The following is a 24,817-nucleotide window of genomic DNA, read 5'->3' on the forward strand; positions in this document are numbered from 1 at the left end:
GCGGCGATGCGGCCTCGCCAGCGTCGCGAACCGAGTCAGTGGATCAGCCGGTCCTCGGCGTCCACGAAGAGCTCATCGAGGATGAGCGCATCGGGTTCCTCGCCCAGGCTCCAGAACACCATCAGCACGATGATCTTCAGGTCTTCGAGCGGCAGCGGTGCGCCGGGCGTGGCCATCGCGCGGTCGACCACGATCTCGCGCATCGCAGGCGGCAGCACGCCAGCGGATTCGAGGAAGCTGATGAAGGCGATCGACCCCACCCCCAGGTGGTCCTGTTCAGCGGGCGAGTACACGCGCATCGCGCGCTCGCTCTGCGCCCCGGTATGGGACTCGGCCACGTCGGCCAAGCCGTCGAGCCAGCTCAGCGCGTCCTCGATCTCCTCGCTCTCGAACCCGACGGCCGTGAGCTTTTTCGACAGCTGGTCGTGGTCCGGGCACGCATCCGGGCGCCAGTAGTTTTCGTAGAGAAATACGAGAACGTCGAACATGAACCCACTATAACCGAGCCCCACCGGCCGGCATCGCCGGGATAAGCGGGGCATCCCACCCGTGTATGGGATCACGCCCGGCGCCCGGGCAGTGTCAGCTTTGGGCCTGGCGCTGGAACAGTTGCCCGGGCAGGCGGGCCACCTCGCCGAGCAGTTCGAGCTCCAGCAGGCGCACGCTCAGTTCGGTGGCCGACAGGCCGCAGCGCACCTGCAGCACCTCCAGCGTGGCGGGGCTCCAGCCCAGTGCAGCCAGCACCGGATCCTCGCCATCCACCCCGGCGCCCGCCGCCGGCCGGAGGTCAAGCATGCCCTGCGGCGCCTGCAAAGCCTGAGAGGACGGACCCGGCGCACCGGCCGGCGCCTCGCCCTCACGGGGCTCTGTCGCCCGCCCATTCCCGTTCCCATTCACTTTCAGATAGCGGGCAGCGGCCAGACCGGCCCGGCCGCTGCGCAGCTGCTGCAGTTCGTCCAGGATGTCCTGCGTCTGCTCGACCAGCTTGGCACCCTGCTTGATGAGTGCATGGCAGCCCTTGACCTGCGGGCTGTGGATCGAGCCGGGAATCGCAAAGACCTCCCGCCCGGCCTCCACCGCCAACCGGGCCGTGATCAGCGAGCCGGACTGCAGCGCGGCCTCCACCACCAGGGTGCCCAGGCTCAGGCCGGCGATCAGCCGGTTGCGCAGCGGGAAGTGCGCGGCGATCGGCGGCGTGCCGAGGCTGTACTCACTCAGCAACAGGCCCTGCCCCGCCACACGCTGGGCCAGCGCAACGTGGCGGCGCGGGTAGACCGCATCCAGTCCGGTGCCGAGCACCGCGATGGTGCCAGCCCCACCCGCCCCGACTGCCTCCAGCGCGCCCTCGTGCGCCGCCCCGTCGATGCCCAGCGCCAGCCCGGACACCACGACCACCCCGGCGGCGCTGAGCGATGACGCGAAGGCACGCGCATTCGCCAGCCCCTGGGCGCTCGGGTTGCGGCTGCCGACGATGGCCAGCGCCGGCTCGGCCAAGCGGTCGAGACGGCCCTCGGCGTAGAGCAGCAGTGGCGGATCGGCCAGTTCCAGCAGGCTGGCCGGGTAGTCGGCATCGCCCAGCGTGAGCACCTGCCGGTTCGGCGCAACCTGCAGCCAGGCCTGGGTTCGCGCGTTCAACTCGCCCAGCGAGGCCGGCACCTTGGCCAGTGCCTGGGCTGCCGCGGCACCGGCCACCTCGCGCCAGGACGCGGGCGATGCATCGAACACCCCGGCCGGGCTGCCAAAAGCCGCCAGCAGCCGCCGCGCCGAGGTGCGACCCACGCCCGGGGTTTCGAGCAGGCGCAGCCAGTCGTGCAACTCGTCAGGGCCGAGCGCCGACACGGGTGGAGTGGCGACCGGGTCAGCGCTCCCGCGGTCCATGGGCGCGCGGTGTCAGGGCTGGGTGCAGCGGTCGCCGACGCGCACCGCGGTCTGCGCGGTGAGGATGAGCGCGTAGGACACGCGCTCGAACACGCGGAACACGAACAGCTGGCCATGCGCCTCGTCGGGCAGCTTGAGCTGGGCGCGCGCAGGATCCTCGCGGTCCGTCACCCGCTCGCCGGTGCGCAGCACCGCCAGCACATGGCCGGCCTCCATACCGTCGCGCCGGCCGCGGTTGATCGCGACGATCTGGTTCTGCCCGGCCGACAGGCCGTCGCCGTAGATCGACACCACCGCTCCCTGCACCGGCTGGGCCGGGGCATGCGGCACGAAGTTCGGTTCGTCGCGCGGGCCGGTTGGCGCAAGCCGGTCGCCCGCCCCCGCCTCCTGGCGCAGCGTGGTCAGCGTGAAGGTGGCCGGCACGATCTCGGTCTGGCCATCCGCCGCAGTGACCGTCGACCCGGCCCGCACGTACTCCGCGCTGCCCACGTAGGCGGCCTCGTAGCCCAGCACCTCGGCGGTCACCGGATCCTTCAGCGGCTTGGCGTTGCGGAACACCCGCCAGTCGCGCCGCGGCGTCAGCTCTCCGCGCACGTAGGCGCTGTCACCCCGGCCCAGCAGCACCCGGCCCTCACGGCCGGCGACGATGCGCGGTGCCGTTTCGAACTCGTTGCCGTCCAGCACCACCGCATCGTTCAGGAAGGGCTGGATCAGGTGCAGCGGGATCGCGGCGATCGCGCCACCGTCCACGTCGCTGGCACGCGCCCGCGGCGAGAGCTTGACCACGCCCGGCTGGTCGTCGAACTGCAGGTAGGCGCGGCCGTCCTTGCGCACCAGCACCAGGCGCTGGCCCGGGTAGATCAGGTGCGGGTTGCGGATCTGCGCCATGTTCATGCCCCAGAGCTCCGGCCAGCGCCACGGACGGCGCAGGAAGAGCTTGGAGATGTCCCAGAGCGTGTCGCCGCGCTTGACGACGTAGGCGTCGGGGGCATCCGGCGCCAGCTCCGACAATGGCACGCCCGCCTGGGCCACCTCATTGGCGGTGCGCCGCTGACCTTCGGTGATCGGATAATTCGGAAATGCCGCGGCGGTACTGGCCCAGCCGCCCAGCACGGTCAGGGCAGCGGCCCCCAGGGCCAGGGCGGCTCGGCGGTGGCGCAGGATCATGGAGCAGGTCTCCAGAGGCACCGGCCGGACGTTCTTGCCAACGTGCACGGAGCCTGGGGTTGATGCACAGGTACCGGACAGGCCGGCGCGGACTGCGCGAAAATCTTCAATCATTTTCATAAATTCTGCCCCTAAACCCTTGATGCCGCAATGAAATCTGCCGCGGCAGCCACGTCGGCGCGATGCGTCGGCGACCGGCCCCGTTGTACCCGGTCTACAGGCCCCGGCCCCCAGGACGACACGGCCCGCCCCACCCCAAACCGCCCAGAACACCCGAAAACGCCGACCCCATGAGCTTGCTGCCGATCCTCCGCTACCCCGACCCTCGCTTGCAAACGGTTGCAAAACCGGTCGCCAGCGTGGACGAGCGCATCCGCCGCCTTGTCGACGACATGTTCGAGACGATGTACGACGCCCGTGGCATCGGCCTGGCAGCGACGCAGGTGGACGTGCACGAGCAGGTGATCGTGATCGACGTGTCCGAGGACCGCAACGAGCCGCTGGTGCTGATCAACCCCGTGCTGACCTGGACCAGCGAGGAGCTGCTCACCGGCGAGGAGGGCTGCCTGTCGGTCCCCGCGATCTATGACAAGGTGCAGCGCCACGCCCGCGTGCGGGTACGTGCGCTCGACCGCAGGGGCCAGAGCCGGGAGCTGGAGGCGGACGAGATCCTGGCCGTGTGCGTGCAGCACGAGATGGATCACCTGCGCGGGCGCGTCTTCGTGGACCTCCTGTCCGCGCTCAAGCGCAACCGCATCCGCAGCAAGCTGCTGAAGAAGCAGCGCGACGACGACCGCAGCCCGCACGGGCCGGCACTGTGAGCCGCCCCACGACCCACCCCATTGCCACCGGCGCGCCGGCCCGATCGCTGCGCGTGGCCTTTGCGGGCACGCCGGAGTTCGCCCGCGTCGCGCTGGACGCAATCCACGCGGCGGGTTTCACCGTGCCGCTGGTGCTGACCCAGCCGGACCGCCCCGCCGGGCGTGGCATGAAGCTGCAGCCCTCGCCGGTCAAGCAGTTCGCGCTGGCCCAGGGGATGCCCGTGGCCCAGCCCACCAGCCTGCGGCTGGACGGTAAGTACCCTGCCGAGGCCGCCGCCGCACGTGAGGCCCTGCAAGCGGCTGCGCCGGACCTGCTGGTGGTGGCCGCCTATGGCCTGATCCTGCCAAAGTGGGTTCTGGAACTGCCCCGCCTGGGCTGCCTGAACATCCACGCCTCGCTGCTGCCGCGCTGGCGCGGCGCCGCGCCAATCCACCGCGCCATCGAGGCCGGCGACCCCGAGACCGGCATCACCCTCATGCAGATGGACGAGGGGCTGGACACCGGCGACATGCTGCTCGTCGAGCGCACCCCGATCACCGGCGCCGACAGCACCGCCGTCCTGCACGACCGGCTCGCTGCGCTGGGTGGCCGTCTGATCGTCGAGGCGCTCGACCAGGCCGCCGCCGGCACGCTCCAAGCCACCCGGCAGCCGGCCGAGGGCGTGACCTACGCCCACAAGATCGAGAAGGCCGAGGCGGCCGTCGACTGGACACTGCCCGCCGCGACGATCGAGCGCCGCGTGCGCGCCTTCGACCCCTTCCCGGGCGCCAACTTCGTGCGCGGCAGCGAGACGGTCAAGGTCTGGCAGGCGGCCGTGACCGAGGGCCGGGGGGCGCCCGGCGAGGTGCTGGCCGCCGGTCCTGAGGGGCTCACGGTGGCCTGCGGCGAAGGCGCCCTGCGCCTGACCCAGCTGCAGCGCCCCGGCGGCAAGCGGGTGGCGGTGCGAGAGCTGATCGCTGCCTGGCCGGTGCCGGTCGGCGAGCGGCTCGGCGGCAACGCGCTCTGAACTGACCTCGAAGCGGGGCGTTTTTCCATTCTCAAGTGGGGCGACAGCGGCGCCGATAACCCATCAGCCCGCCGCCAACGCACCCGCCATGCTCCGCCGAACCGCCCTCCTCCTGCTCCCCCTGGCCAGCCTGCTGGCCGGCTGCGACATGCTGGGCATCGAGACCGGCCCGGTCATCGCGGCCAAGAAGGAGGCCGAAGGCAAGGCCATCGGCGGTGCCTGCCGCCACGGGCTGCGCGCCATCGAGGACTGCTACACACTCAACCCGAAAGCGCAGAAGTCCGCCGTCTACGCCGGCTGGCGCGAGATGGACGAGTACCTGCGTGAGACCAAGAGCGAGGGCATCGTCCCGGTGATTCCGCGCAAGCCGGCCAAGCCGGCCTCGGCCCCCGATCCCGCCGACGGCGCCTCCGCCTCTTCCGCTTCTGCCGCCGACGAGGGCGCCGGCCACGGCGACAAGCCAGGCTCGGGTACGAACGCCCACGACACACCGCCGGGCGCCGCCGAGCGCTCCTCCCGCGCGAAGCGGGCCGCCACCACGCATTGACGTGGTGACCGGGCGGTTTCCACCGCCGCCCGGGCTCGAACCGGCCGGCGCGGTGGGACAATCCCGCCATGGTCACGCGCCCCCTCGCCGAGAGCATCGCCGCCCTGCGGGAGCTCAGCCGCCACCCGCAGTTCCGCCGCGGTGTGCGCGAGTTGCTGCCGGTGCTGCCGGGCATGGCTGCCTGGGGCCTGGTTACCGGCGTGGCGATGGTCAAGAGTGGCCTGGGCGTCGGCACCGCGCTGCTGATGACCTTCGTGGTCTACGCCGGCTCGGCCCAGCTCGCGGCGCTGCCGCTGATCGCCGCTGGCGCACCGATGTGGGTGGTGTGGCTCACGGCCTTCGTGGTGAACCTGCGGTTTGTCATCTACAGCGCCCAGTGGCGCTTCATCTTCGGCCACCTGCCCCGCCTGCAGCGCTCCCTCATCGGCTACGTGACCGGTGACGTCAACTACGCCATGTTCAGCAGGCACTGGCCGGACATGAAGCCCGAGCCGGGCCAGATGCCCTGGCTGGCGGGCGGCATCGTGGTGATGTGGACCGGCTGGCAGGCCGCCTCCGTACTGGGCATCCTGCTTGCCGACGTCGTCCCGGTGCACTGGGGCCTGGGCTTTGCCGGCACGCTGGCGCTGATCGGCCTCAGCGGCTCCCTGCTCGGCGACCGCGCCACCTGGGTCAGCGCCGGGGTGGCCGCCGCCGCCGCAGTGGCTGCCTTTGCGTTGCCCTACAAGCTGCACATCGTCGTCGCGGTGGCGGCGGCCGTCGCGGCCGGCCTGCTGATGGAGGGCCCCGGCAGCCACCTGGGTCGCCCGCTGCGCAGCGCGGCGCGCGTCCAGCGCGTCTCCCGCTGATTTCGCCCCTGCCCTGGTCATGGACAGCACCGAAGCCATCGTCACCATCCTGGGCCTCGGCGTGATCACGCTGCTCGCCCGCTCCTTTTTCCTGCTGCCACAGCGTGAGCTGCCCCTGCCACCGATCGTGCGGCGCGCGCTCAAGTACGCCCCGCTGGCCGCGCTGGTGGCGATCATCGTGCCGGAGGTGGTGATGACCCGCGGCGCACTGATCCCCACCTGGGCCGACGCCCGCCTGATCGCCGCCCTGGCCGCCGCCGGCTGGTTCGCCTGGCGGCGCGGCATCCTCGGCACCATCGCGGTGGGCATGCTGGTGTTCCTGCCGCTGCGCCTGGGCCTGGGCTGGTGAGTGCGCCCCGGCCCGCCCCGAACAGATTGCCCTTTCTTGCCTCTACGCCGCTGACTGCCTTCAACCACCCCCTGGGAATCGACCATGAAGATCCTCCGCCTCTCCGACCTCATCGCCGCCGGCCAGGTTGCCGGCCAGCGCGTGTTCATCCGCGCCGATCTGAACGTGCCACAGGACGACAACGGCGCCATCACCGAGGACACCCGCATCCGCGCCTCGGTGCCCTGCGTGAAGATGGCGCTGGACGCCGGCGCCGCCGTGATGGTCACCAGCCACCTGGGCCGCCCGACCGAGGGCGAGTTCAAGCCCGAGGACAGCCTGGCGCCGGTCGCCGCGCGCATGAGCGAGCTGCTGGGCCGCGAGGTGAAGCTGGTGTCGAACTGGGTGGACGGTGTGGACGTAGCCCCCGGCCAGGTCGTGATGCTGGAGAACTGCCGCCTCAACAAGGGCGAGAAGAAGAACAACGAAGCGCTGGCACAGAAGATGGCCGCGCTCTGCGACATCTTCGTGCACGACGCCTTCGGCACCGCGCACCGGGCCGAAGCGTCCACCTACGGCATCGCCCAGTTCGCCAAGATCGCCTGCGCCGGCCCGCTGCTGGCCGCCGAGATAGACGCCATCTCCAAGGCCCTGGCCAACCCGAAGCGCCCGCTGGTGGCCATCGTCGCCGGCTCGAAGGTCTCGACCAAGCTGACCATCCTGAAGGCGCTGTCGGCCAACGTGGACGGCCTGATCGTCGGCGGCGGCATCGCCAACACCTTCATGCTGGCCGCCGGCCTGAAGATCGGCAAGTCGCTGGCCGAGCCGGACCTGGTCGGTGAGGCCAAGGCCGTGATCGAGGCGATGAGCGCGCGCGCCGCCGCCGTGCCCATCCCGGTGGACGTGGTCTGCGCCAAGACCTTCGCCGCCGACGCCCCGGCCACCGTCAAGGCCGCCACCGACGTGGCCGACGACGACCTGATCCTGGACATCGGCCCCAAAACCGCCGAGATCCTGGCCGCCCAGCTCAAGGCCGCCGGCACCATCGTCTGGAACGGCCCGGTCGGCGTGTTCGAGTTCGACGCCTTCGCCAAGGGCACCGAGACGCTGGCGCGCGCCATCGCCGAATCCGAGGCCTTCTCCATCGCCGGTGGTGGCGACACCCTGGCCGCGATTGCCAAGTACGGCATCGAGAAGGACGTCGGCTACATCTCCACCGGCGGCGGCGCCTTCCTGGAAGTGCTGGAAGGCAAGACCCTGCCGGCCTTCGAGATCCTCAGCAAGCGCGCGCAAGCCTGATCGGGGCGAGCGGGTCGGCCCAGCCGGCCCGCTTCATGCGCGGCGCGCATGGCGGCAGCCGGCACGGGCATGAACCCGAAGGTGCAAAACCGCGGGGCGGCGTTAATCTCGCCGCCCCGCGTTTCTTTTGCGCCCCCTTCCGGAGCCTCTCCCATGAGCACCCACCTGACTCCCGCCGAACAGGCCCTGCGCGAAGCGGCGCTGGAATACCACCGCGCCCCGGTGCGCGGCAAGATCGCCGTCACCCCGCTCAAGCCGCTGATGAACCAGCGCGACCTGTCGCTGGCCTACTCGCCGGGCGTGGCCTATGCCTGCCTGGACATCGTGGACGACCCGAGCAAGGCGGCCGAGTACACCTCGCGCGGCAACCTGGTCGGCGTGGTGACCAACGGCACGGCGGTGCTGGGGCTGGGCGACATCGGTCCGCTGGCGGGCAAGCCGGTGATGGAGGGCAAGGGCTGCCTGTTCAAGAAGTTCGCCGGCATCGACGTGTTCGACATCGAGCTGGCCGAACGCGATCCGGACAAGCTGGTTGAGATCATCGCCGCGCTGGAGCCCACGCTCGGCGGCGTGAACCTGGAGGACATCAAGGCGCCCGAGTGCTTCTACATCGAGAAGAAGCTGCGCGAGCGCATGAAGATCCCCGTCTTCCACGACGACCAGCATGGCACCGCGATCATCTCCGGCGCCGCGCTGCTCAGTGGCCTGGAGCTGGTGGGCAAGCCGATCGGCGAGGTCAAGCTGGCGGTGTCTGGCGCGGGCGCAGCGGCCATCGCCTGCCTGGACCTGATGGTCGGGCTGGGCGTGAAGATCGAGAACATCTACGTCTGCGACTCCAAGGGCGTGATCCAGAGCGAGCGCGCCGACGCCGTGGCCGGCAAGCTCGACGAGTCCAAGCAGCGCTACTGCCAGAAGACGGCGGCCCGCACGCTGGCCGATGCGGTCCAGGGGGCCGACGTGTTCCTGGGCTGCTCGGCCGCCGGCGTGCTGAGCGCCGACATGGTGCGCACGATGGCCAGCCAGCCCATCATCCTGGCGCTGGCCAACCCGGAGCCGGAGATCCGCCCGGAGCTTGCCAAGGAGGCCCGGCCGGACTGCATCATCGCCACCGGCCGCTCGGACTACCCGAACCAGGTCAACAACGTCCTGTGCTTTCCCTACATCTTCCGCGGCGCGCTGGACTGCGGCGCCACCAAGATCACCGAGGCGATGAAGCTGGCCTGCGTGCGCGAGATCGCCGCGCTGGCCAAGGAGGAGACCAGTGACGAGGTGGCCGCCGCCTACGCCGGCCAGGAGCTGCAGTTCGGCCCCGAGTACCTGATCCCCAAGCCCTTCGATGCGCGATTGATCCTGCGCATTGCCCCGGCGGTGGCCAAGGCGGCCGAGGAATCCGGCGTGGCCGAGCGGCCGATCGCCGACCTGGGCGCCTACCGCGAGTCGCTGACCCGCTACGTCTACCAGACCGGCATGTTCATGCGCCCGGTCTTTGCCGCGGCCAAGCGCCACCCGGCGCGGGTGGTCTACGCCGAGGGCGAGGACGAGCGCGTGCTGCGCGCGGTGCAGGCCACGCTGGCCGAGGGCATGGTCAAGCCGCTGCTGGTGGGCCGACCCTCGGTGATCGAGATGCGCATCGAGCGCGCCGGCCTGAAACTCAAGCCGGGCGTGGACTTCGAGGTCATCAACCAGGACGACGACCACCGCTTTCGCGCCTGCTGGGAGCACTACCACCGCCTGATGGGGCGTGACGGCGTGTCGCCCGAAGCCGCCAAGGCGGCGGTGCGGCGCTCCACCACGCTGATCTCGGCACTGCTGCTGCAGCTGGGCGAGGCCGACGCGATGCTCTGCGGCCTGCATGGCCGCTACGACACGCACTTCGACCACGTCTCCACCGTGATCGGCCAGCGCCCGGGCGCCAAGGTCTACGCGACGATGAACGCCCTGATGCTGGAGGACCGCAACCTCTTCATCACCGACACCTTCATCAACGAGCAGCCCTCCGCCGAGGAGCTGGCGGAGATCGCGCTGATGGCGGCCGAGGAGATCCGCCGCTTCGGCCTGCCGCCCAAGGTGGCCTTCCTGTCGCACTCGATGTTCGGCACCTCGCGCCGGCCGTCGGCCAAGCGGGTGCGCGCTGCGCGCGACCTGTTCGTGGCGCGCGCGCCCGAGATCGAATGCGACGGCGAAATGCACGGCGACGCTGCCCTGTCGGAGGACATCCGGCGCAACATCCTGCCCGACAGTCGCCTGACCGGCGAAGCCAACCTGCTGGTGATGCCCAACATCGACGCGGCCAACATCCTCTTCAACGTGCTGAAGATGACCTCGGGCAAGGGCGTCACGGTCGGCCCGATGCTGCTGGGCGCGGCCAAGCCGGTGCACATCCTGTCGCCCTCGGCCTCGATGCGGCGGGTGGTCAACATGACCGCGCTGGTGGTGGCGGACGCCGCTGCGGCCGGCCAGCGCCGCACGTTGTAACCCGCTTGTCGCTCGGCGGGCTCGATAATCGCGCCCCGCCACCGACGGCCCAGCAGCATCGGCGGCGCATCCTGACTTCGGAGACGCTGAGATGACCCGCCACACCAAGATCGTTGCCACCCTGGGCCCCGCCTCGTCCGACCCGGCGGTGCTGGAGCGCATGATCCGCGCCGGGGTCGACGTCGTGCGGCTGAACTTCAGCCACGGCAAGGCGCAGGACCACATCGACCGCGCCGCGCTGGTGCGCGAGGTGGCCGAGCGCGTGGGCAAGCCGGTGGCCATCATGGCCGACCTGCAGGGCCCGAAGATCCGCGTCGGCAAGTTCGCCGAGGGCCGGGTGATGCTGGAGAACGGCCAGCCCTTCGTGCTCGACGGCGGGCGCACCGAGCTGGGCGACCTCCACGGCGTCGGCCTGGACTACAAGGAACTGCCGCGCGATGTGAAGCCCGGCGACACCCTGCTGCTCAACGACGGCCTGATCGTGATGACGGTGGACGCCGTGCGCGGCGACGCGGTGCACACCACCGTGAAGGTGGGCGGCGAACTGTCCAACAACAAGGGTATCAACAAGCAGGGCGGCGGCCTGACCGCCCCGGCGCTGACCGCCAAGGACATGGAGGACATCCGCACCGCGATGAGCTTCCAGTGCGAGTACGTGGCCGTCAGCTTCCCCAAGAGCGCCACCGACATGGAGATGGCGCGCCAGCTGGCCAACGTGGCCGGCGAGCCCTGGCGCCACAAGCCGGGCATGATCGCCAAGATCGAGCGCACCGAGGCGATTCCGCAGCTCGAAGCCATCCTGAAGGCCAGCGACGGCATCATGGTGGCGCGCGGCGACCTGGCCGTCGAGGTCGGCAACGCCGCGGTGCCGGCGCTGCAGAAGAAGATGATCCGCATGGCCCGCGAGATGGACAAGGTGGCCATCACCGCCACGCAGATGATGGAGTCGATGATCCAGAACCCGGTGCCCACCCGCGCCGAGGTCTCGGACGTCGCCAATGCGGTGCTCGACGGCACCGATGCGGTGATGCTCAGCGCCGAAACCGCCGCCGGCAAGTACCCGGTCGAGACGATCGAGCAGATGGCGGCCATCGCCATTGCCGCCGAGCGCGCTGAGGAGACCCACCCGGACACCGACTTCACCCTCAAGCAGGTGGCGCGCATCGACCAGGCCATCGCGATGGGTGCGCTGTTCACTGCCCACCACCTGGGCTGCAAGGCGATCCTGGCACTGACCGAGTCGGGCTCCACCACGCTGTGGATGAGCCGCTACCGCATCGACGTGCCGATTTACGGCCTGACCAGCCAGCCGCTGTCGCAGCGCAAGATGGCGCTGTACCGCAACGTGCGCTCCATCCTGATGCCCAAGCACGACGACCGCGATGTGGCGCTGAAGGAAGCCGAAGCCCTGCTGGTGGCGCGCGGCGTGCTCAAGCCCGGCGACACCTACGCGATCACCTGCGGCGAGCCGATGGGCTACCCCGGCGGCACGAACATGCTCAAGGTCTGCCGCGTCGGCTGAATCCAGCGCGCGGCAGCCGGTGCCTCCGGCGCGCCCAGCTTGTCACGCACAGGGGCCCGGGCTTGATCCTGGCCAGCCCCTGTGCAGACCCGGGCGCCTAGAATCTGCGGGTTACAGCACGGTTTCACCGATCCGGGAGGGGGGTGGAGCCGGCTGCGGATTCTTCGTCACTCCCTGAGGATCACCCCATGGCACTCGTTTCCATGCGCCAGCTGCTGGACCACGCCGCCGAAAACGGCTACGGCATCCCGGCTTTCAACGTCAACAACCTCGAACAGGTCCAGGCCGTGATGGCCGCAGCCGACGCCGTGGGGGCTCCGGTCATCCTGCAGGCCTCCGCGGGTGCACGCAAGTACGCCGGCGAAGCCTTCATCAAGCACCTGATCCTGGCCGCCGCCGAGGCCTATCCGCACATCCCGCTGGTGATGCACCAGGACCACGGCACCAGCCCGAAGATCTGCGCCGGCGCACTCGATCTCGGCTTCGGCTCGGTGATGATGGACGGCTCGCTGCGCGAGGACGGCAAGACCCCGGCCGACTTCGCCTACAACGTCGATGTGACGCAGCAGGTCGTTGCGATGGCCCACAAGATCGGCGCCACCGTCGAGGGCGAGCTGGGCTGCCTGGGCTCGCTGGAAACCGGCGAGGCCGGTGAGGAAGACGGCGTCGGCGCCGTCGGCAAGCTGGATCACAGCCAGATGCTGACCGACCCGGAAGAGGCCGCCCAGTTCGTCAAGGCCACCCAGCTGGACGCGCTGGCGATCGCCATCGGCACCAGCCATGGCGCCTACAAGTTCACCCGCCCGCCCACCGGCGACGTGCTGGCGATCTCGCGCGTGAAGGAAATCCACGCCCGCATCCCCAACACCCACCTGGTGATGCACGGCTCCTCGTCGGTGCCGCAGGAGCTGCTGGCCATCATCAACCAGTACGGCGGCAAGATGAAGGAAACCTACGGCGTGCCGATCAGCGAGATCCAGGAAGCCATCAAGCACGGCGTGCGCAAGATCAACATCGACACCGACATCCGCCTGGCGATGACCGGCGCGGTGCGCAAGTTCCACGCCGAGAACCCGGACAAGTTCGACGCCCGCGAGTGGCTCAAGCCCGCGCGCGAGGCCGCCATGCTGGTGTGCAAGCAGCGCTACCTGGAGTTCGGCTGCGAAGGCCAGGCCGGCAAGATCAAGCCGATCAGCCTGTCGGTGATGGCCGAGAAGTACGTCGCTGGCGACCTGGCGCAAAAGGTGCTCTGACGCGGCGCAAGCTGCCCTGGCAAGGCCCGCCCCTGGCGGGCTTTTTTCATGGTGCGCCACCTACAATCGCGCCATTCGTTACCGATGGTCGAACGCGCCGTGACTTCTGCCCTGCTCGAATCCTCTCTCCACAGCCTTCCCCTGCTCGCGCGCGGCAAGGTCCGCGACAACTACGCCGTCGGCGAGGACCGCCTGCTGATGATCGCCAGCGATCGGCTGTCGGCCTTCGACGTGATCATGGGCGAGCCCATCCCGGGCAAGGGCGAGATCCTGACCGAGGTGGCGCTGTTCTGGTTCGACCAGCTCAGCCACATCGTGCCGAACCACCTCACCGGCGAGGCACCCGAGTCGGTCGTCGCCCCTGACGAGGTGGCCCAGGTGCGTGGCCGCTCGATGCTGGTCAAGCGCCTGAAGCCCATTCCGGTCGAGGCCGTGGTGCGCGGCTACCTGGCCGGCAGCGGCTGGAAGGAGTACCAGCAGTCGCAGTCGGTCTGTGGCGAGGCGTTGCCCGCCGGCCTGGGCAATGCCGACCGGCTGCCGCAGCCCATCTTCACCCCGGCCACCAAGGCCGAGATGGGCGAGCACGACGAGAACATCCCCTTCGACCGCATGGCCGAGATCATCGGTGCACCGCTGGCCGCCAAGATCCGCGACGTGTCGATCCGCCTTTACCAGACGGCCGCGAATTTCGCGCTGACCAAGGGCATCATCATCGCCGACACCAAGTTCGAGTTCGGCCTGGACGAGAACGGCGCGCTGACGCTGATGGACGAGGTGCTGACGCCCGACTCCTCGCGCTACTGGCCGGTCGAGGGCTACGAGCCGGCGCGCACACGCGGCGAAAACCCGCCCAGCTACGACAAGCAGTTCGTGCGCGACTGGCTGGAGGCCGTGCGCATCGACGGCCAGCCCTGGGGCAAGACCGCACCGGCACCGGCCCTGCCGGCCGAGGTGATCGCCCAGACCGCCGCGAAGTACCGCGAGGCGCTCACCCGCCTGAAGACCTGAAGCCGCTGCTGCGGGACTCGCAGCAACGGCCCGGCCTGGAGGGAGGCCCGCGATGGAAGACCTGCCGAGATGAACACGCCCGCCGAGGCGTCCGCCGCCAGCCCCAACGACCGACTGCTGCGCACGCTGGACGTGGCGATCCATCAGGGGCGCATCCCCCGCGAGCTCCCCTTCCTGCGCGCCGAGCGCTCGGTGGTGCTCGCCCGCCTGGGTGAACTGGACCTGGCCCGCAAGGAGGTTGCCGCGCTGCGCGCGATCCCCCAGGCCGACGGCAACGGCGTGCTGCATGCCTGGCTGTGGCTGGCCGAGGGGCTGATCGACTTCCACGAGAACTTTGGCGCCCGGGCGCGCGATCGCGTCCACCGCTCGCTGGCGCTGGCGCGCTCGGTCCGGGCCCCGCGCATCCAGGCGCTGGCGGCGGCCTGGCTGGCGCACCTGGACTTTCGCGCCCAGGATGACGCCTCCGCGGTCGAACATGCCCGGCTGGCGCTGCTGCTCGCCAGCCCGGATCACCACAGCGCCCGCTCGCGGGCCTGCATCCTGCTGGCAGGCATCTACCAGTTCGCCGGGCGCGAGGACCTCGCCCTGCCCTGGTACAACCAGGTGCGCATCCATGCCACCAAGGAGGGCGACAGCGCCTCGCTCACCTCGATCGCCTACAACATGGCGGCCCTGCGGGTCATCGCGGTGCGGCTGACGGCGCTGTTCGGCGAGCACGACAACCTGGCGGCGCGCCGGGCCCGGCTGGGCACCGAGTCCTCGATGTTCCTGGACCAGAGCGTGCGCAACCGGGCGCTCAACCACCACTCGCCCATGCAGCAGGCGCAGATCTTGGTGGTGCACCACGAATTCGCCGCCGCCCTGGCGCTCTACGACAAGCACCTGGCCGATGCGATGGTGCAGGGCCTGGGCAGCTCGCAATGCCTGTTCGAGGCCGATCGCGCCTGGTGCCTGCTGGAGCTGGGCCGCAGCGACGAGGCCCTGGCCGCGGCGCGCACCGCCGACTCCGCCTTCATCGGCGCCACCGAACTGGAAGAGCAGACCGTTGCCCACGGCGTGCTGGCCCAGGTCTACAGCCGCCTGGGCCTGGCCGAACAGGGCAACCGGCACGAGCAGGATGCCACCGCCACCTACCGGCAGCTGCGCGAGCGCTGGGCCCGGCTGCTGGCGCTGTGCGCCGCCGCGCAGCTGGAAACCATCCCGGGGGCCCTGGCGCGCGGCGCCACCGGCCCGGCGTCGGCACCGACCCAGGCGCGCCAGTCCGCGGCGCCGCGCTGACCCGCCCATTCAGCAGGCCGGTGCGGCCCGCGCCCGGGTGCAGGATCAGCGCAGCAGGATCAGAACAGCACCATGCTGAGCTTGCGGCGGTACTGGTCGATCACCGGGTCGGCCGGCTGCACCGCTGCCTTGCCCGTCAGCTCCAGGGCGCCCTTGGCCTGCGCCGCCTCGGCCTTGGGGACCGGCTTGGTCATCAGCTCCAGGATGGCGACGTAGGTCTTGCGTGCGCTCTCGTCGGCCCAGGCCTTGTCGCGCATCAGGATCTCCAGCAGCTCGTCCATCGCCGCGGTGAAGTCCTGCCGCGCCATCAGCAGCAGCGCCCGTTCGTAGCGCGCCGCGAAGTCGCGCCGGTTGGCCGCGATCGCGGCATCCAGCTGCGCCAGCGGCGGGGCCACCGCCGCCCGCTCGCAGGCGGTCAGCCAGGTGCCCAGGGCGCTCAGGCGCGCGTCCGGCAGCACCTGGGCGGCCACCGGGTCGTAGGCCCGGCGTGCCTCGGCAAGGTGGCCGCTTTGCAGCAGCAGCTTGAGGTAGTCGGCCCGCGCGGCGTTGTTGGCCGGGTCGATCGCCACCGCCTCGGCCAGCTTGGCCAGCGCGGCGTCGGCATCGCCCTCCTGCACCAGCGCCTGGGCCTCGTCGGCATCGGCCGCGGCCTCCATGGCCGCCTCGCTGGGCACGTGCTTGTCGAGGAACTCGCGGATCTGGGCCTCCGGGATCGCGCCGACGAAGCCGTCCACCGGCTGCCCCTGCGCGAACATCACGCAGAACGGGATCGAGCGCACGCCAAACATCTGGCTGAGCTGGCCGGCGATCTCGGGCACCTCGTCGCTGTTGAGCTTGGCGAGCACGAAGCGCCCGGCGTACTCGGTCTCCAGCTTTTCCAGCGCCGGGCCCAGCTGGCGGCAGGGGCCGCACCAGGGCGCCCAGATGTCGAGCAGCACGGGCTGCTGCAGCGACGCCTGGATCAGCTCGGATTCAAAATTCTGCAGGGTGATATCGATCATCGGGGCACCTATCAGCCACCCGACGTCGGGGCGAAAGGCCGTGAAACAAGCCCTCCATGCCCCCTTGACGCGGGCCACCTAAAATCGCGGTCTTTTCCGCACCGGAGCCTGCCTTGAACAGCGCCAAGCCCCTCGTCGGTCTCGTCATGGGATCCAGCAGCGATTGGGACACCATGAAGAACGCCGCCGAGATTCTCGCCGACTTCGGGGTGCCCTTCGAGGCGCGCGTCGTCTCGGCACACCGCATGCCCGACGACATGTTCGCCTACGCCGAAGCGGCCCGCCCGCGCGGCCTGCAGGCCATCATCGCCGGCGCCGGCGGCGCGGCCCACCTGCCGGGCATGCTGGCGGCCAAGACGCCCGTGCCCGTGCTGGGCGTGCCGGTGGCGAGCCGGCACCTGCAGGGCGTCGACTCGCTGCACTCCATCGTGCAGATGCCCAAGGGCGTGCCGGTGGCCACCTTCGCGATCGGCGTGGCCGGTGCGGCCAACGCGGCGCTGTTCGCGGTGGCCCTGCTGGCCAACCACGACGCCGACCTGGCCGCCAGGCTCGACGCCTTCCGCGCCCGCCAGACCGAGGCCGCCCGTGCCATGACGCTGGACAGCTGACGCGATGGCCGACCGCATCCAGATCCGTCACGCCACGCCCCTGCTGCCGGGCGAGCGCTCCGCCACCGACCCGAGCCGCGCCGTCACGCTGGGCGTGATGGGCGGGGGCCAGCTCGGCCGCATGTTCGTGCACGCCGCGCAGGCACTGGGCTACCGCACCGCGGTGCTCGACCCGGACGCCACCAGCCCGGCCGGCCTGGTGTCCCACGCGCACGTGCACACCGCCTACCTCGACGCCGACGGCCTGGCCCGGCTGGCCGACGCCGTCGATGCCATCACCACCGAGTTCGAGAACGTGCCGGCCGAGGCCCTGCGCCGGCTGGCCGAGCGCCGCCCGGTCGCCCCGGGTGGTGACGCCGTGGCGGTCTGCCAGGACCGTGCCGCCGAAAAGGCGCACTTCACCGCCAGCGGCGTGCCCTGCGCGCCCTATGCGCTGATCGAGACCGAAGCCCAGCTTGCTGCCGTGCCTGACGCGCTGCTGCCCGGCATCCTCAAGACCGCCCGCCTCGGCTACGACGGCAAGGGCCAGGTGCGCGTGGCCGACCGCGCCGCGCTGGCCGCTGCCTGGGCCGAACTCGGCCGTGTGCCCTGCGTGCTGGAGCAGCGCCTGGCGCTGGCTGCCGAGGTCAGTGTGATCGTCGCGCGGGGGGCTGACGGCACGGTGGTGCACTTCCCGCCACAGGGCAACCTGCACCGCGACGGCATCCTGGCCGTCACCACGGTGCCCGCGCCCGACGTTTCGCCGGCGCAGGCCGCCGAGGCCACCGCCTGTGCCGGGCGCATCGCCGCCAGCCTGGGCTATGTCGGGGTGCTCTGCGTCGAGTTCTTCGTGCTGGCCGATGGCGCCCTGGTGGCCAACGAGATGGCGCCGCGCCCGCACAACTCCGGCCACTACAGCATTGACGCCTGCGACGCTTCGCAGTTCGAGCTGCAGGTGCGAGCGATGGCCGGCCTGCCGCTGGTCGCGCCGCGGCTGCACTCGCCCTGCGTGATGCTCAACCTGCTCGGCGACCTGTGGTTCGATGCGGTCGGCCGCGAGCGCACGCCCGACTGGGCCGGCGTGCTGGCCCTGCCTGGCGCCCACCTGCACCTGTACGGCAAGGCCGAGGCGCGGCGCGGCCGCAAGATGGGCCACCTGACGATCACCGCTGCAAGCGCCGAAGCCGCCCGTGCCACCGCGCTGCAGGCCGCCGCGCAGCTGGGCATCTCGGCGTTCTGACGCGCCACCTGGGTGAACCCATGCCGCAACTGCTGAGCGCCCGCACCGAGCCCGACCTGCTGGCCGCCCTGCCTGCCGCCGTGCAGGCGCTTGCCGCCGGACGGCTGGTCGCCTTCCCGACCGAGACGGTCTACGGCCTGGGCGCCCGTGCCGACGATGCGGCTGCGGTGGCTGGCATCTTCACCGCCAAGGGCCGGCCCAGCGACCACCCGCTGATCGTGCACGTGGCCGATGCCGCGGGCGCCGAGGCCTTCGCGGCCGAGCTGCCGCCCGTGGCGAGTCGCCTGATGGCGGCCTTCTGGCCCGGGCCGTTGACGGTGATCGTGCCGCGTCGGCCTGACGTGGCGGCAGCGGCGGCTGGCGGCCAGGCGTCGGTTGGCCTGCGCTGCCCGGACCACCCGGTGGCCCAGGCCCTGCTGCGGGCTGCGGCCGCAGCCGGCGTGCCCGGTGTGGCAGCGCCGAGCGCCAACCGCTTCGGCCAGGTCAGCCCGACGCGGGCTGAGCACGTCATGAGCGAGTTTCCTGCGTTGCCCGACCTGCTCGTGCTGGACGGCGGCCCCTGCGCGGTGGGCATCGAATCCGCCATCGTGGACTGCAGCCGCGGCCGCCCGGTGCTGCTGCGCCCGGGTGGGCTGACGGCCGCCGCCATCGCCGCCGCTGCGGGCGAACCGCTGGGCGAGCGCGGTGACGACGCGCCGCGCGCCTCCGGGACGCTCGAAGCGCATTACGCGCCACGCGCCAAGCTGCGCCTGATGGACCGGCAGGCCCTGCGCGCCGGCCTGCAGGTGCTGCTGCCCGGCCTGCAGGGCAGCGCGTCGGCCGCCTCGGCCGGGCCAGCGCTGGCGGTATATTGTCACGATGAGTTACCAGACGACCTGCAGCGCTCACTCGCCTCGCCCGCGCTGCGGGGATGCGTGAGGCTGCGCCGCATGCCCACCGATGCTGCGGCCGCCGCGCAAGAACTGTTTGCGGCGCTGCGCGAATTCGATGACGGCGGCGCCCCGCTGATCTGGGTGGAAGCACCGCCGGCCGACCCGGCCTGGGACGGTGTGCGCGACCGCCTGCAGCGGGCCGCAGCCGCCGCCTGAGGCTGGCGCCCCGATCCTGCCCTGTCATCCCTTGTCACCGGCCCTGTGCCGCTCCCGCCCCTCCCCCGAACGGCCCGGCCATCACCGGACCGGCCGCAGACTGGATTGCCGATGAAGCTGAAGACCACCGCCCTGACCCGCGCCGCCCGCACCCTGGGAGCCACGCTGGCCGTGGCCGCGACCCTGGGCCTGGCCGCCTGCGGGGGCAGCACCTCGCGCGTCGAGAACTTCGCGCCGACCCGCATGGTCGTCTTCGGTGACGAGCTGAGCGCACTCGGCGCTGGCTTGGCCAGCGAGCCCCTGGGCAGCAAGTACGGCCACAACGCCGTCGACACCACCACCGGCGCCCTGGTGTGCGGCAGCTCCCCGCTGTGGGTGCAGTCCGTGGCCGCCAGCTTCGGCCTGACCTTCGCCGAGTGCGGTGGAACAGCCGGGAGTGCCAACGCGGTGATGAAGGCGGCCTATGGCGCCCGGGTCAGCCAAGTGGCAGCGCAGTTTGCCGCGTTCAACGCCACCGATGTGCTCAACCCGACCACGCTGGTCACGGTGATGGCAGGCATGCACGATGTGCTGGATGCGTACAGCGCCTACGACCTCGGCAGCCTCAGCCGCGACCAGGCGCTCGCCCAGGCGAGCGATGCGGGGACGACGCTGGGCAACCTGGTCAACCGCATGGCCAACAATGGCGCAGGTGGGCGGATCGTCTACGCCACGATGCCGGACCTGGGCCTGTCGCCCTACGCCATCGCGGAAAAGGCGGCCCACACCGACATCGACCGCCAGCAGCTGCTCACCGACCTGAGTGCGCGCTTCAACGAACGCCTGCGCCTGACCGTCATCAATGACGGGCGCTACGTCGGCCTGGTCACGGCGGACGAGTTGCTGCAGTTCATGGCCAAGAACCCGGGCACCTACGGCTTCACCGACTGGACCAGCGCGGCCTGCGTCACCACCAAGGTCCAGTTCGACGGCAGCGCGGACAGCGACCTGGCGGGCATCTACAGCGCGCCGTTCAACACCATCTACCCCAACGAGAGCGACGAGCGCCGCGTCATCGGCTGCAGCAACCTGACCCTGGCCAGCGGCGCCGCCGCCAGCAACACGACCTACCTCTGGGCCGATGGCCGCCGCCCCGGTGCGGCCTGGCAGGCCCAGCTGGGCTCGTCGGCCATCTCGCGGGCACGCACCAACCCGTTCTGACCCGCAGCGTCGGCTCCCGCTGCCGGTAGCCTGCGCTCAGCCGCGGATGGCCACCGGCGCCTGCCCGAACCTCAGCTTCATCGTCAGGATCGTGGCGGCCAGCGCCAGCGTGACCAGGTTGGCGATGATCACCGGCCAGGCGCCCAGGATCACACCGTAGACCAGCCACAGCGCCACGCCGAGGGTGAAGACGCTATACATCGTCAGCGAAATGCCGCTGACGTCGCGGGTGCGCAGCGTGTGCCAGGCCTGCGGCACGAAGGACAGCGTGGTCAGGCAGGCAGCGATGATGCCGATCGCGTCACGCAGCGCGGACAGGGTCTGCGGGTCGGCCAGGCCAGAAAGGGCCACGGTGGAAGTGATCTCGTTCATGGGGCGTTGAGTTCCTTGTCGTCGAGCACCCATTGCACGACGGCATCGAGGGCGGCGCGCGCCTCGCGCTGCGCCGCCAGGGGATGGTTGATGAAGGCGACCACGACGACGCGGCGCCCGCTGGGCAGGTGGATCCAGCCGGCCAGCGCCGCCACGTTGGCGAGCGAGCCGGTCTTGAAATGGGCCCGCCCGCTGGCGGCCACGGCGCGGCGTGCGGTGCCGTCCACGCCGGCCACCGGCAGCGAGGCCAGCAGCTCGGGCATCCAGGGCTGGGCCCAGGACCATTGCATCACCCGCGCCAGGCAATGCGCGGTGATGCGCTCCTCGCGCGAGCGGCCGGAGCCGTTGTCCAGCACGATCTCGCCAGGTGCGCAACCGGGGCCCTGCAGCAGGGTCTCCAGCGCCGCGGCCCGGGCCGGCTCGAAGCGCGCCGGCAGCACCGGGCTCAGCGCCAGCAGGGTGTGCTGGGCCACCATGTTGTTGCTGAACTTGTTCATGTCGCGCAGCGCCTCGGCCAGCGACGGGGAGGCGAACTCGAAGGCCGGCGCCAGCCCGGCGGGCACCCGGCCCTCGCGCACCGCGCCACGCAGGCGGCCGCCGACGCCGCGCCAGGCCGCATCGATCAGGCGCGCGTCGTAGCTGCCCGGGTCCTGGTAGGCGATCGGCCAAGTCTTTTCGCCACAGGCGGCGGGGTAACTGCCGCCCAGCTTCAGGCGCCGGGCCTGGCTGAAGTCCGCCGCCAGAGCGGCGCGCCACTCGCCGCAGGGGTGGCGGTCCAGCGGTACGCTGGCCGGCAGCTCGACCCCTGTGAGCACCGGCTCGGCGCTCACCCAGGCCAGGCCGCGCGCCGCATCCGGCCGAAACGACAGCGTGAAGCTCTTCTGGTTGAGCATCAGCGCGTCGGGCAGCACGTTGTAGGGCCGGTAGGGCTCGCCATCGAAGGCGCCGGGGTCGCCCGGCGGCAGGGCGAAGTGGCTGCGGTCCAGCAGGATGTCGCCACGGATCTCCTGCACGCCCAGTTGCCGCACGCGCTGCAGCAGCAGCCACAGCCGCTCGGTCACCAGGCGCGGGTCGCCGCGCCCCTGCAGGATCAGCGAGCCCTCCAGCACGCCGCGCTGCACCGGGCCGTCGAAGTAGACCCCCGTGTTCCACTGCCACGACGGCCCAAGCCGCTGCAGCGCCACGGCCGAGGTGACCAGCTTCATCACCGAGGCGGGGTGGGCCAGCCGTTCGGCCTGGTGGGCCAGGCGCGGCGTGTCGGTACCCACCGGGGCGACCCACAGGGACAGGCTGTCGGCATCGATCTGCGCGCGGGCCAGTGCGGCACGCACCGGCTCGGGCACCACGGCATGCGCAGCCGCCCAACCGGCCAGCAGGCTCAGGGCAAGCAGCCACCGGCCCAGGCCGAACGGAATGGCCCGCAACAGCAGCTTGGAGGCACAGGACATCAGGATCGACAACGACGACAAGGCAGGGGGAGGCGCAGCTCAGAGGGGATGGCCGGGACGCAGGCCAAGCCTGGACGCCATTTTCGCTGCACTGCAGCATGATACGCAGCCCGGCCTGCCCTGTGTGCAGGCCGGCCCTCTGCGCAGGGGAGGGCGCCAAGCGTGCGGGAGACGGCGCGTGCGATGTGCCACAGCCCGTGGCCACGGCCGCCACCGCTACACTGCCGGGCTGATCCCGCGCCTGCCCATGACCGATCCGCGCCTGCTTGCCATCGACGCCGCCACCGAGACGGTGCACCTCGCGCTGCTGTGCGGCGGCGCGCTGCGTGTGCGCGCCCTGCCCGCCGGCGCCCAGGCCTCCGCCACGCTGTTGCCGGCCGTGCAAGGCCTGCTCGCCGAGGCCGGCTGCACCCTGGCGCAGCTCGATGCCATCGGCTTCGGCCGCGGCCCCGGCGCCTTCACCGGCCTGCGCACCGCCTGCGCCGTCGCGCAGGGGCTGGCGCTGGGCAGTGGCCGGCCGCTGCTGGCGCTCGACACCCTGGCCGCGGTGGCCGAAAGCGCCCACCAGCGCTGCGGCGTCGACCAGGTCTGGGCGGCCACCGATGCCCGCATGGGCGAGGTCTACGCCGCCTGCTGGCAGCGACTCGGCCCCGGCCACTGGCAACTGCGGCAATCGGCCGCGCTCTACAGCCCTGCCAGCCTGGCGGCCGCAGTGGCCCGGCATCCTGTCGCCGTGGCGGGCAATGCGCTGGCCCTGCCCGCCCTGCAGGAGGCGCTGGGGTCGGTCGATGCCGCACTCGTCCAGATCGCCGATGCCGCGCCCGACGGCGCCGCCCTGGCCGCCTTGGCCCAAGCGGCCTGGCAACGCGGCGAAACGCTGGACCCGGCGCTGGCACTGCCGCTGTACGTGCGCGACAAGGTGGCCCAGACGACCGCCGAACGCCTGGCCGCACGGCCGGCCGCTCAACCCAGCACGACGGCGCCATGAACGCCCGCGCGCCGCTGCCAGCACCGACCCCACGGCTGCAGCCCATGGAGGTCAGCCACCTCGACGCGGTGATGGCCATCGAGGTACAGGCCTACCCCTTCCCCTGGAGCCGCGGCAACTTCATCGATTCGATCGCCTCCGGCTACTGGTGCTGCAGCCTGATCAGCGCCAGCGGCGAACTGCTGGGCTACCAGATCGTGATGGCCGGGCTGGACGAGCTGCACCTGCTCAACCTCACCGTCGCGCCCGATCACCAGGGCCAGGGCCACGCCCTGCTGCTGCTGCGTGCGCTGGAGGAACACGCCCGCCGCGAAGACGCCCACTGGCTCTGGCTGGAGGTGCGGCCGAGCAATGGGCGCGCCCGTGCGCTGTACGAACGCTTCGGCTTCGAGCAGGTCGGGCTGCGCAAGGGCTACTACCCCGATGCTGGCGGGCGGCGCGAGGATGCGCTGGTGCTGCGCCGTGCCGTCGAGCCGCCCACCCCCGCCTGGGGGCGCTCGCGATGAGTACCCGCTGGCCGGAACGCCGCCTGTCCATGCTGGAGGCCATGGACGTGCACCTGTGGCTGCCGCCCGAGCCCCCCGCAGAAACAGGGACAGCCTCAGAGGCCGACACCAACAACACCACCACGGACGAGCCACACCCCTCGGGGGCCGCTCAGACGACGGTGTCGGCAGCGCCCTCCGCACCGCTTCCTGCGCCGGTTCCTAAGCCAATTCCTGCGCCAGTTCCTGCGCCAGTTCCCGCACCGCTCCCCTCACCCGCCCCTGCTGCGAGCCGCCGGGCAGAACCGACCGTCACGGCCGCCGTGCCCGCCACGCCCCCCACCCGCGCGCTGCGGCCCGGCGGCGTCGCATCGATGGACTGGCCGGCCCTGCGCGAGGCCGTGGCCGGTTGCCGCGCCTGTGTCCTGTGTGAAAGCCGGCGCCAGACGGTGTTCGGCGTCGGCAACGAGCAGGCGCACTGGATGCTGATCGGCGAGGCGCCCGGCGAGCAGGAAGACCGCCAGGGCGAGCCCTTCGTCGGCAAGGCCGGGCAGCTGCTGGACAACATGCTGCGCGCCGTCGGACTGACCCGCCAGGAGGCCGAGCCAGCCCGGCAGGTCTACATCGCCAACGTGCTCAAGTGCCGCCCGCCGGCCAACCGCAACCCGGAGCCACCCGAGGTGGCGCAGTGCGAGCCCTTCCTGAAGCGCCAGGTGGAGCTGGTCGCGCCGCGCCTGATCCTGGCGATGGGACGCTTCGCGGTGCAGTCACTGCTGGCCAGCCAGGAGCCGATCGGCCGGCTGCGCGGCAAGGTGCACCGCTACCACGGCGTGCCGGTGGTGGTGACCTACCACCCGGCCTACCTGCTGCGCAACCCGCTCGACAAGGCCCGCAGCTGGGAAGACCTCTGCCTGGCCGCCGAGGTGCTGGCACGCGTCAACGCCGAACGCGACACGCCCCCGCAGGCCTGACACCGG

The 24,817-nt window shown here is 71.3% G+C and carries 24 protein-coding genes; 18 read left to right on the forward strand and 6 right to left on the reverse strand.

Translation table 11 applies throughout. The annotated features are described in order from the left end of the window. Positions 1-35: 35 nt before the first annotated feature. The 3 genes from NGK70_RS00215 to NGK70_RS00225 all read right to left on the reverse strand — a co-directional run bounded on the left by NGK70_RS00215 (position 36) and on the right by NGK70_RS00225 (position 3,045). Positions 36-488, reverse strand: coding sequence for a Smg family protein (locus NGK70_RS00215; protein ID WP_251971394.1), 453 nt, complete (start codon positions 486-488; stop codon positions 36-38). 94 nt (positions 489-582) lie between these two features. Beyond that, positions 583-1,878: a DNA-processing protein DprA gene (gene dprA / locus NGK70_RS00220; RefSeq protein WP_251971395.1), complete on the reverse strand. Its 1,296-nt coding sequence runs from the start codon at positions 1,876-1,878 to the stop codon at positions 583-585. A gap of 12 nt (positions 1,879-1,890) precedes the next feature. Then, positions 1,891-3,045 carry a LysM peptidoglycan-binding domain-containing protein gene (locus NGK70_RS00225; RefSeq protein ID WP_251971396.1) on the reverse strand — a complete coding sequence of 385 codons (1,155 nt, stop codon included), beginning with the start codon at positions 3,043-3,045 and terminating at the stop codon, positions 1,891-1,893. Positions 3,046-3,335: 290 nt separating this feature from the next. Here NGK70_RS00225 and def point away from each other — a divergent pair, with 290 nt between their 5' ends. The 11 genes from def (at position 3,336) to NGK70_RS00280 (ending at position 15,431) form a co-directional block, all read left to right on the forward strand. Further along, positions 3,336-3,866, forward strand: a complete 531-nt coding sequence (gene def / locus NGK70_RS00230; protein WP_251971397.1) for a peptide deformylase — start codon at positions 3,336-3,338, stop codon at positions 3,864-3,866. Positions 3,867-3,913: 47 nt separating this feature from the next. Beyond that, positions 3,914-4,873: a methionyl-tRNA formyltransferase gene (gene fmt, locus NGK70_RS00235; protein WP_251973629.1), complete on the forward strand. Its 960-nt coding sequence runs from the start codon at positions 3,914-3,916 to the stop codon at positions 4,871-4,873. An 88-nt stretch (positions 4,874-4,961) separates the two neighbouring features. Next, complete coding sequence (locus tag NGK70_RS26410; protein ID WP_310742566.1) at positions 4,962-5,420, forward strand: hypothetical protein; 459 nt, start codon at positions 4,962-4,964, stop codon at positions 5,418-5,420. A gap of 68 nt (positions 5,421-5,488) precedes the next feature. Beyond that, positions 5,489-6,268, forward strand: coding sequence for an AzlC family ABC transporter permease (locus tag NGK70_RS00245; protein ID WP_251971398.1), 780 nt, complete (start codon positions 5,489-5,491; stop codon positions 6,266-6,268). 19 nt (positions 6,269-6,287) lie between these two features. Continuing rightward, positions 6,288-6,617, forward strand: a complete 330-nt coding sequence (locus NGK70_RS00250) for an AzlD domain-containing protein (RefSeq protein ID WP_251971399.1) — start codon at positions 6,288-6,290, stop codon at positions 6,615-6,617. Between the two features lie 84 nt (positions 6,618-6,701). After that, entirely contained in the window at positions 6,702-7,895 is a 1,194-nt protein-coding gene (locus NGK70_RS00255) for a phosphoglycerate kinase (RefSeq protein WP_251971400.1), read from the forward strand. Between the two features lie 153 nt (positions 7,896-8,048). Continuing rightward, a complete protein-coding gene (locus tag NGK70_RS00260) occupies positions 8,049-10,370 on the forward strand; it encodes an NADP-dependent malic enzyme (RefSeq protein ID WP_251971401.1) in 2,322 nt (773 codons plus the stop codon). Positions 10,371-10,461: 91 nt separating this feature from the next. After that, on the forward strand, positions 10,462-11,892 hold the full coding sequence (pyk, locus tag NGK70_RS00265) for a pyruvate kinase (protein WP_251971402.1): 1,431 nt from the start codon (positions 10,462-10,464) through the stop codon (positions 11,890-11,892). Between the two features lie 188 nt (positions 11,893-12,080). Continuing rightward, positions 12,081-13,145, forward strand: a complete 1,065-nt coding sequence (fba, locus tag NGK70_RS00270) for a class II fructose-bisphosphate aldolase (protein ID WP_251971403.1) — start codon at positions 12,081-12,083, stop codon at positions 13,143-13,145. An 84-nt stretch (positions 13,146-13,229) separates the two neighbouring features. After that, a complete protein-coding gene (locus NGK70_RS00275) occupies positions 13,230-14,153 on the forward strand; it encodes a phosphoribosylaminoimidazolesuccinocarboxamide synthase (RefSeq protein ID WP_251971404.1) in 924 nt (307 codons plus the stop codon). 69 nt (positions 14,154-14,222) lie between these two features. Then, positions 14,223-15,431: a hypothetical protein gene (locus NGK70_RS00280; RefSeq protein ID WP_251971405.1), complete on the forward strand. Its 1,209-nt coding sequence runs from the start codon at positions 14,223-14,225 to the stop codon at positions 15,429-15,431. A gap of 59 nt (positions 15,432-15,490) precedes the next feature. Here NGK70_RS00280 and NGK70_RS00285 read toward each other — a convergent pair whose 3' ends face one another. Beyond that, on the reverse strand, positions 15,491-16,432 hold the full coding sequence (locus tag NGK70_RS00285; protein ID WP_251971406.1) for a tetratricopeptide repeat protein: 942 nt from the start codon (positions 16,430-16,432) through the stop codon (positions 15,491-15,493). A 146-nt stretch (positions 16,433-16,578) separates the two neighbouring features. Between NGK70_RS00285 and purE the strand changes: the two genes are divergently transcribed. The 4 genes from purE (at position 16,579) to NGK70_RS00305 (ending at position 20,547) form a co-directional block, all read left to right on the forward strand. Continuing rightward, positions 16,579-17,040, forward strand: a complete 462-nt coding sequence (gene purE, locus NGK70_RS00290) for a 5-(carboxyamino)imidazole ribonucleotide mutase (RefSeq protein WP_251973630.1) — start codon at positions 16,579-16,581, stop codon at positions 17,038-17,040. 4 nt (positions 17,041-17,044) lie between these two features. Next, positions 17,045-18,259, forward strand: coding sequence for a 5-(carboxyamino)imidazole ribonucleotide synthase (locus tag NGK70_RS00295; protein ID WP_256490730.1), 1,215 nt, complete (start codon positions 17,045-17,047; stop codon positions 18,257-18,259). A 20-nt stretch (positions 18,260-18,279) separates the two neighbouring features. After that, positions 18,280-19,347, forward strand: a complete 1,068-nt coding sequence (locus NGK70_RS00300) for an L-threonylcarbamoyladenylate synthase (RefSeq protein ID WP_251971407.1) — start codon at positions 18,280-18,282, stop codon at positions 19,345-19,347. Positions 19,348-19,458: 111 nt separating this feature from the next. After that, positions 19,459-20,547 (forward strand): SGNH/GDSL hydrolase family protein, encoded by a 1,089-nt coding sequence (locus NGK70_RS00305; protein WP_251971408.1) that lies wholly within the window; start codon positions 19,459-19,461, stop codon positions 20,545-20,547. A 36-nt stretch (positions 20,548-20,583) separates the two neighbouring features. Here NGK70_RS00305 and NGK70_RS00310 read toward each other — a convergent pair whose 3' ends face one another. Together NGK70_RS00310 and dacB are read right to left on the reverse strand one after the other, a co-directional pair. Then, positions 20,584-20,919, reverse strand: coding sequence for a SemiSWEET transporter (locus NGK70_RS00310; RefSeq protein WP_428985558.1), 336 nt, complete (start codon positions 20,917-20,919; stop codon positions 20,584-20,586). Further along, positions 20,916-22,367 (reverse strand): D-alanyl-D-alanine carboxypeptidase/D-alanyl-D-alanine endopeptidase, encoded by a 1,452-nt coding sequence (gene dacB, locus NGK70_RS00315; protein ID WP_251971409.1) that lies wholly within the window; start codon positions 22,365-22,367, stop codon positions 20,916-20,918. The genes NGK70_RS00310 and dacB overlap by 4 nt, the downstream gene beginning before the upstream one ends. A 247-nt stretch (positions 22,368-22,614) precedes the next feature. Between dacB and tsaB the strand changes: the two genes are divergently transcribed. From tsaB to NGK70_RS00330, 3 genes are read left to right on the forward strand one after another with little or no spacing between them, the layout of a single operon-like run. Then, entirely contained in the window at positions 22,615-23,355 is a 741-nt protein-coding gene (gene tsaB, locus NGK70_RS00320; protein ID WP_251971410.1) for a tRNA (adenosine(37)-N6)-threonylcarbamoyltransferase complex dimerization subunit type 1 TsaB, read from the forward strand. Then, positions 23,352-23,861 carry a ribosomal protein S18-alanine N-acetyltransferase gene (rimI, locus tag NGK70_RS00325; RefSeq protein WP_251971411.1) on the forward strand — a complete coding sequence of 170 codons (510 nt, stop codon included), beginning with the start codon at positions 23,352-23,354 and terminating at the stop codon, positions 23,859-23,861. Before tsaB ends, rimI begins: the two co-directional genes overlap by 4 nt. Continuing rightward, positions 23,858-24,811, forward strand: coding sequence for a uracil-DNA glycosylase (locus NGK70_RS00330; RefSeq protein WP_251971412.1), 954 nt, complete (start codon positions 23,858-23,860; stop codon positions 24,809-24,811). The genes rimI and NGK70_RS00330 overlap by 4 nt, the downstream gene beginning before the upstream one ends. Positions 24,812-24,817 lie beyond the last annotated feature (6 nt).

This window comes from Sphaerotilus microaerophilus (assembly GCF_023734135.1).
Taxonomy (GTDB): Bacteria; Pseudomonadota; Gammaproteobacteria; order Burkholderiales; family Burkholderiaceae_C; genus Sphaerotilus; species Sphaerotilus microaerophilus.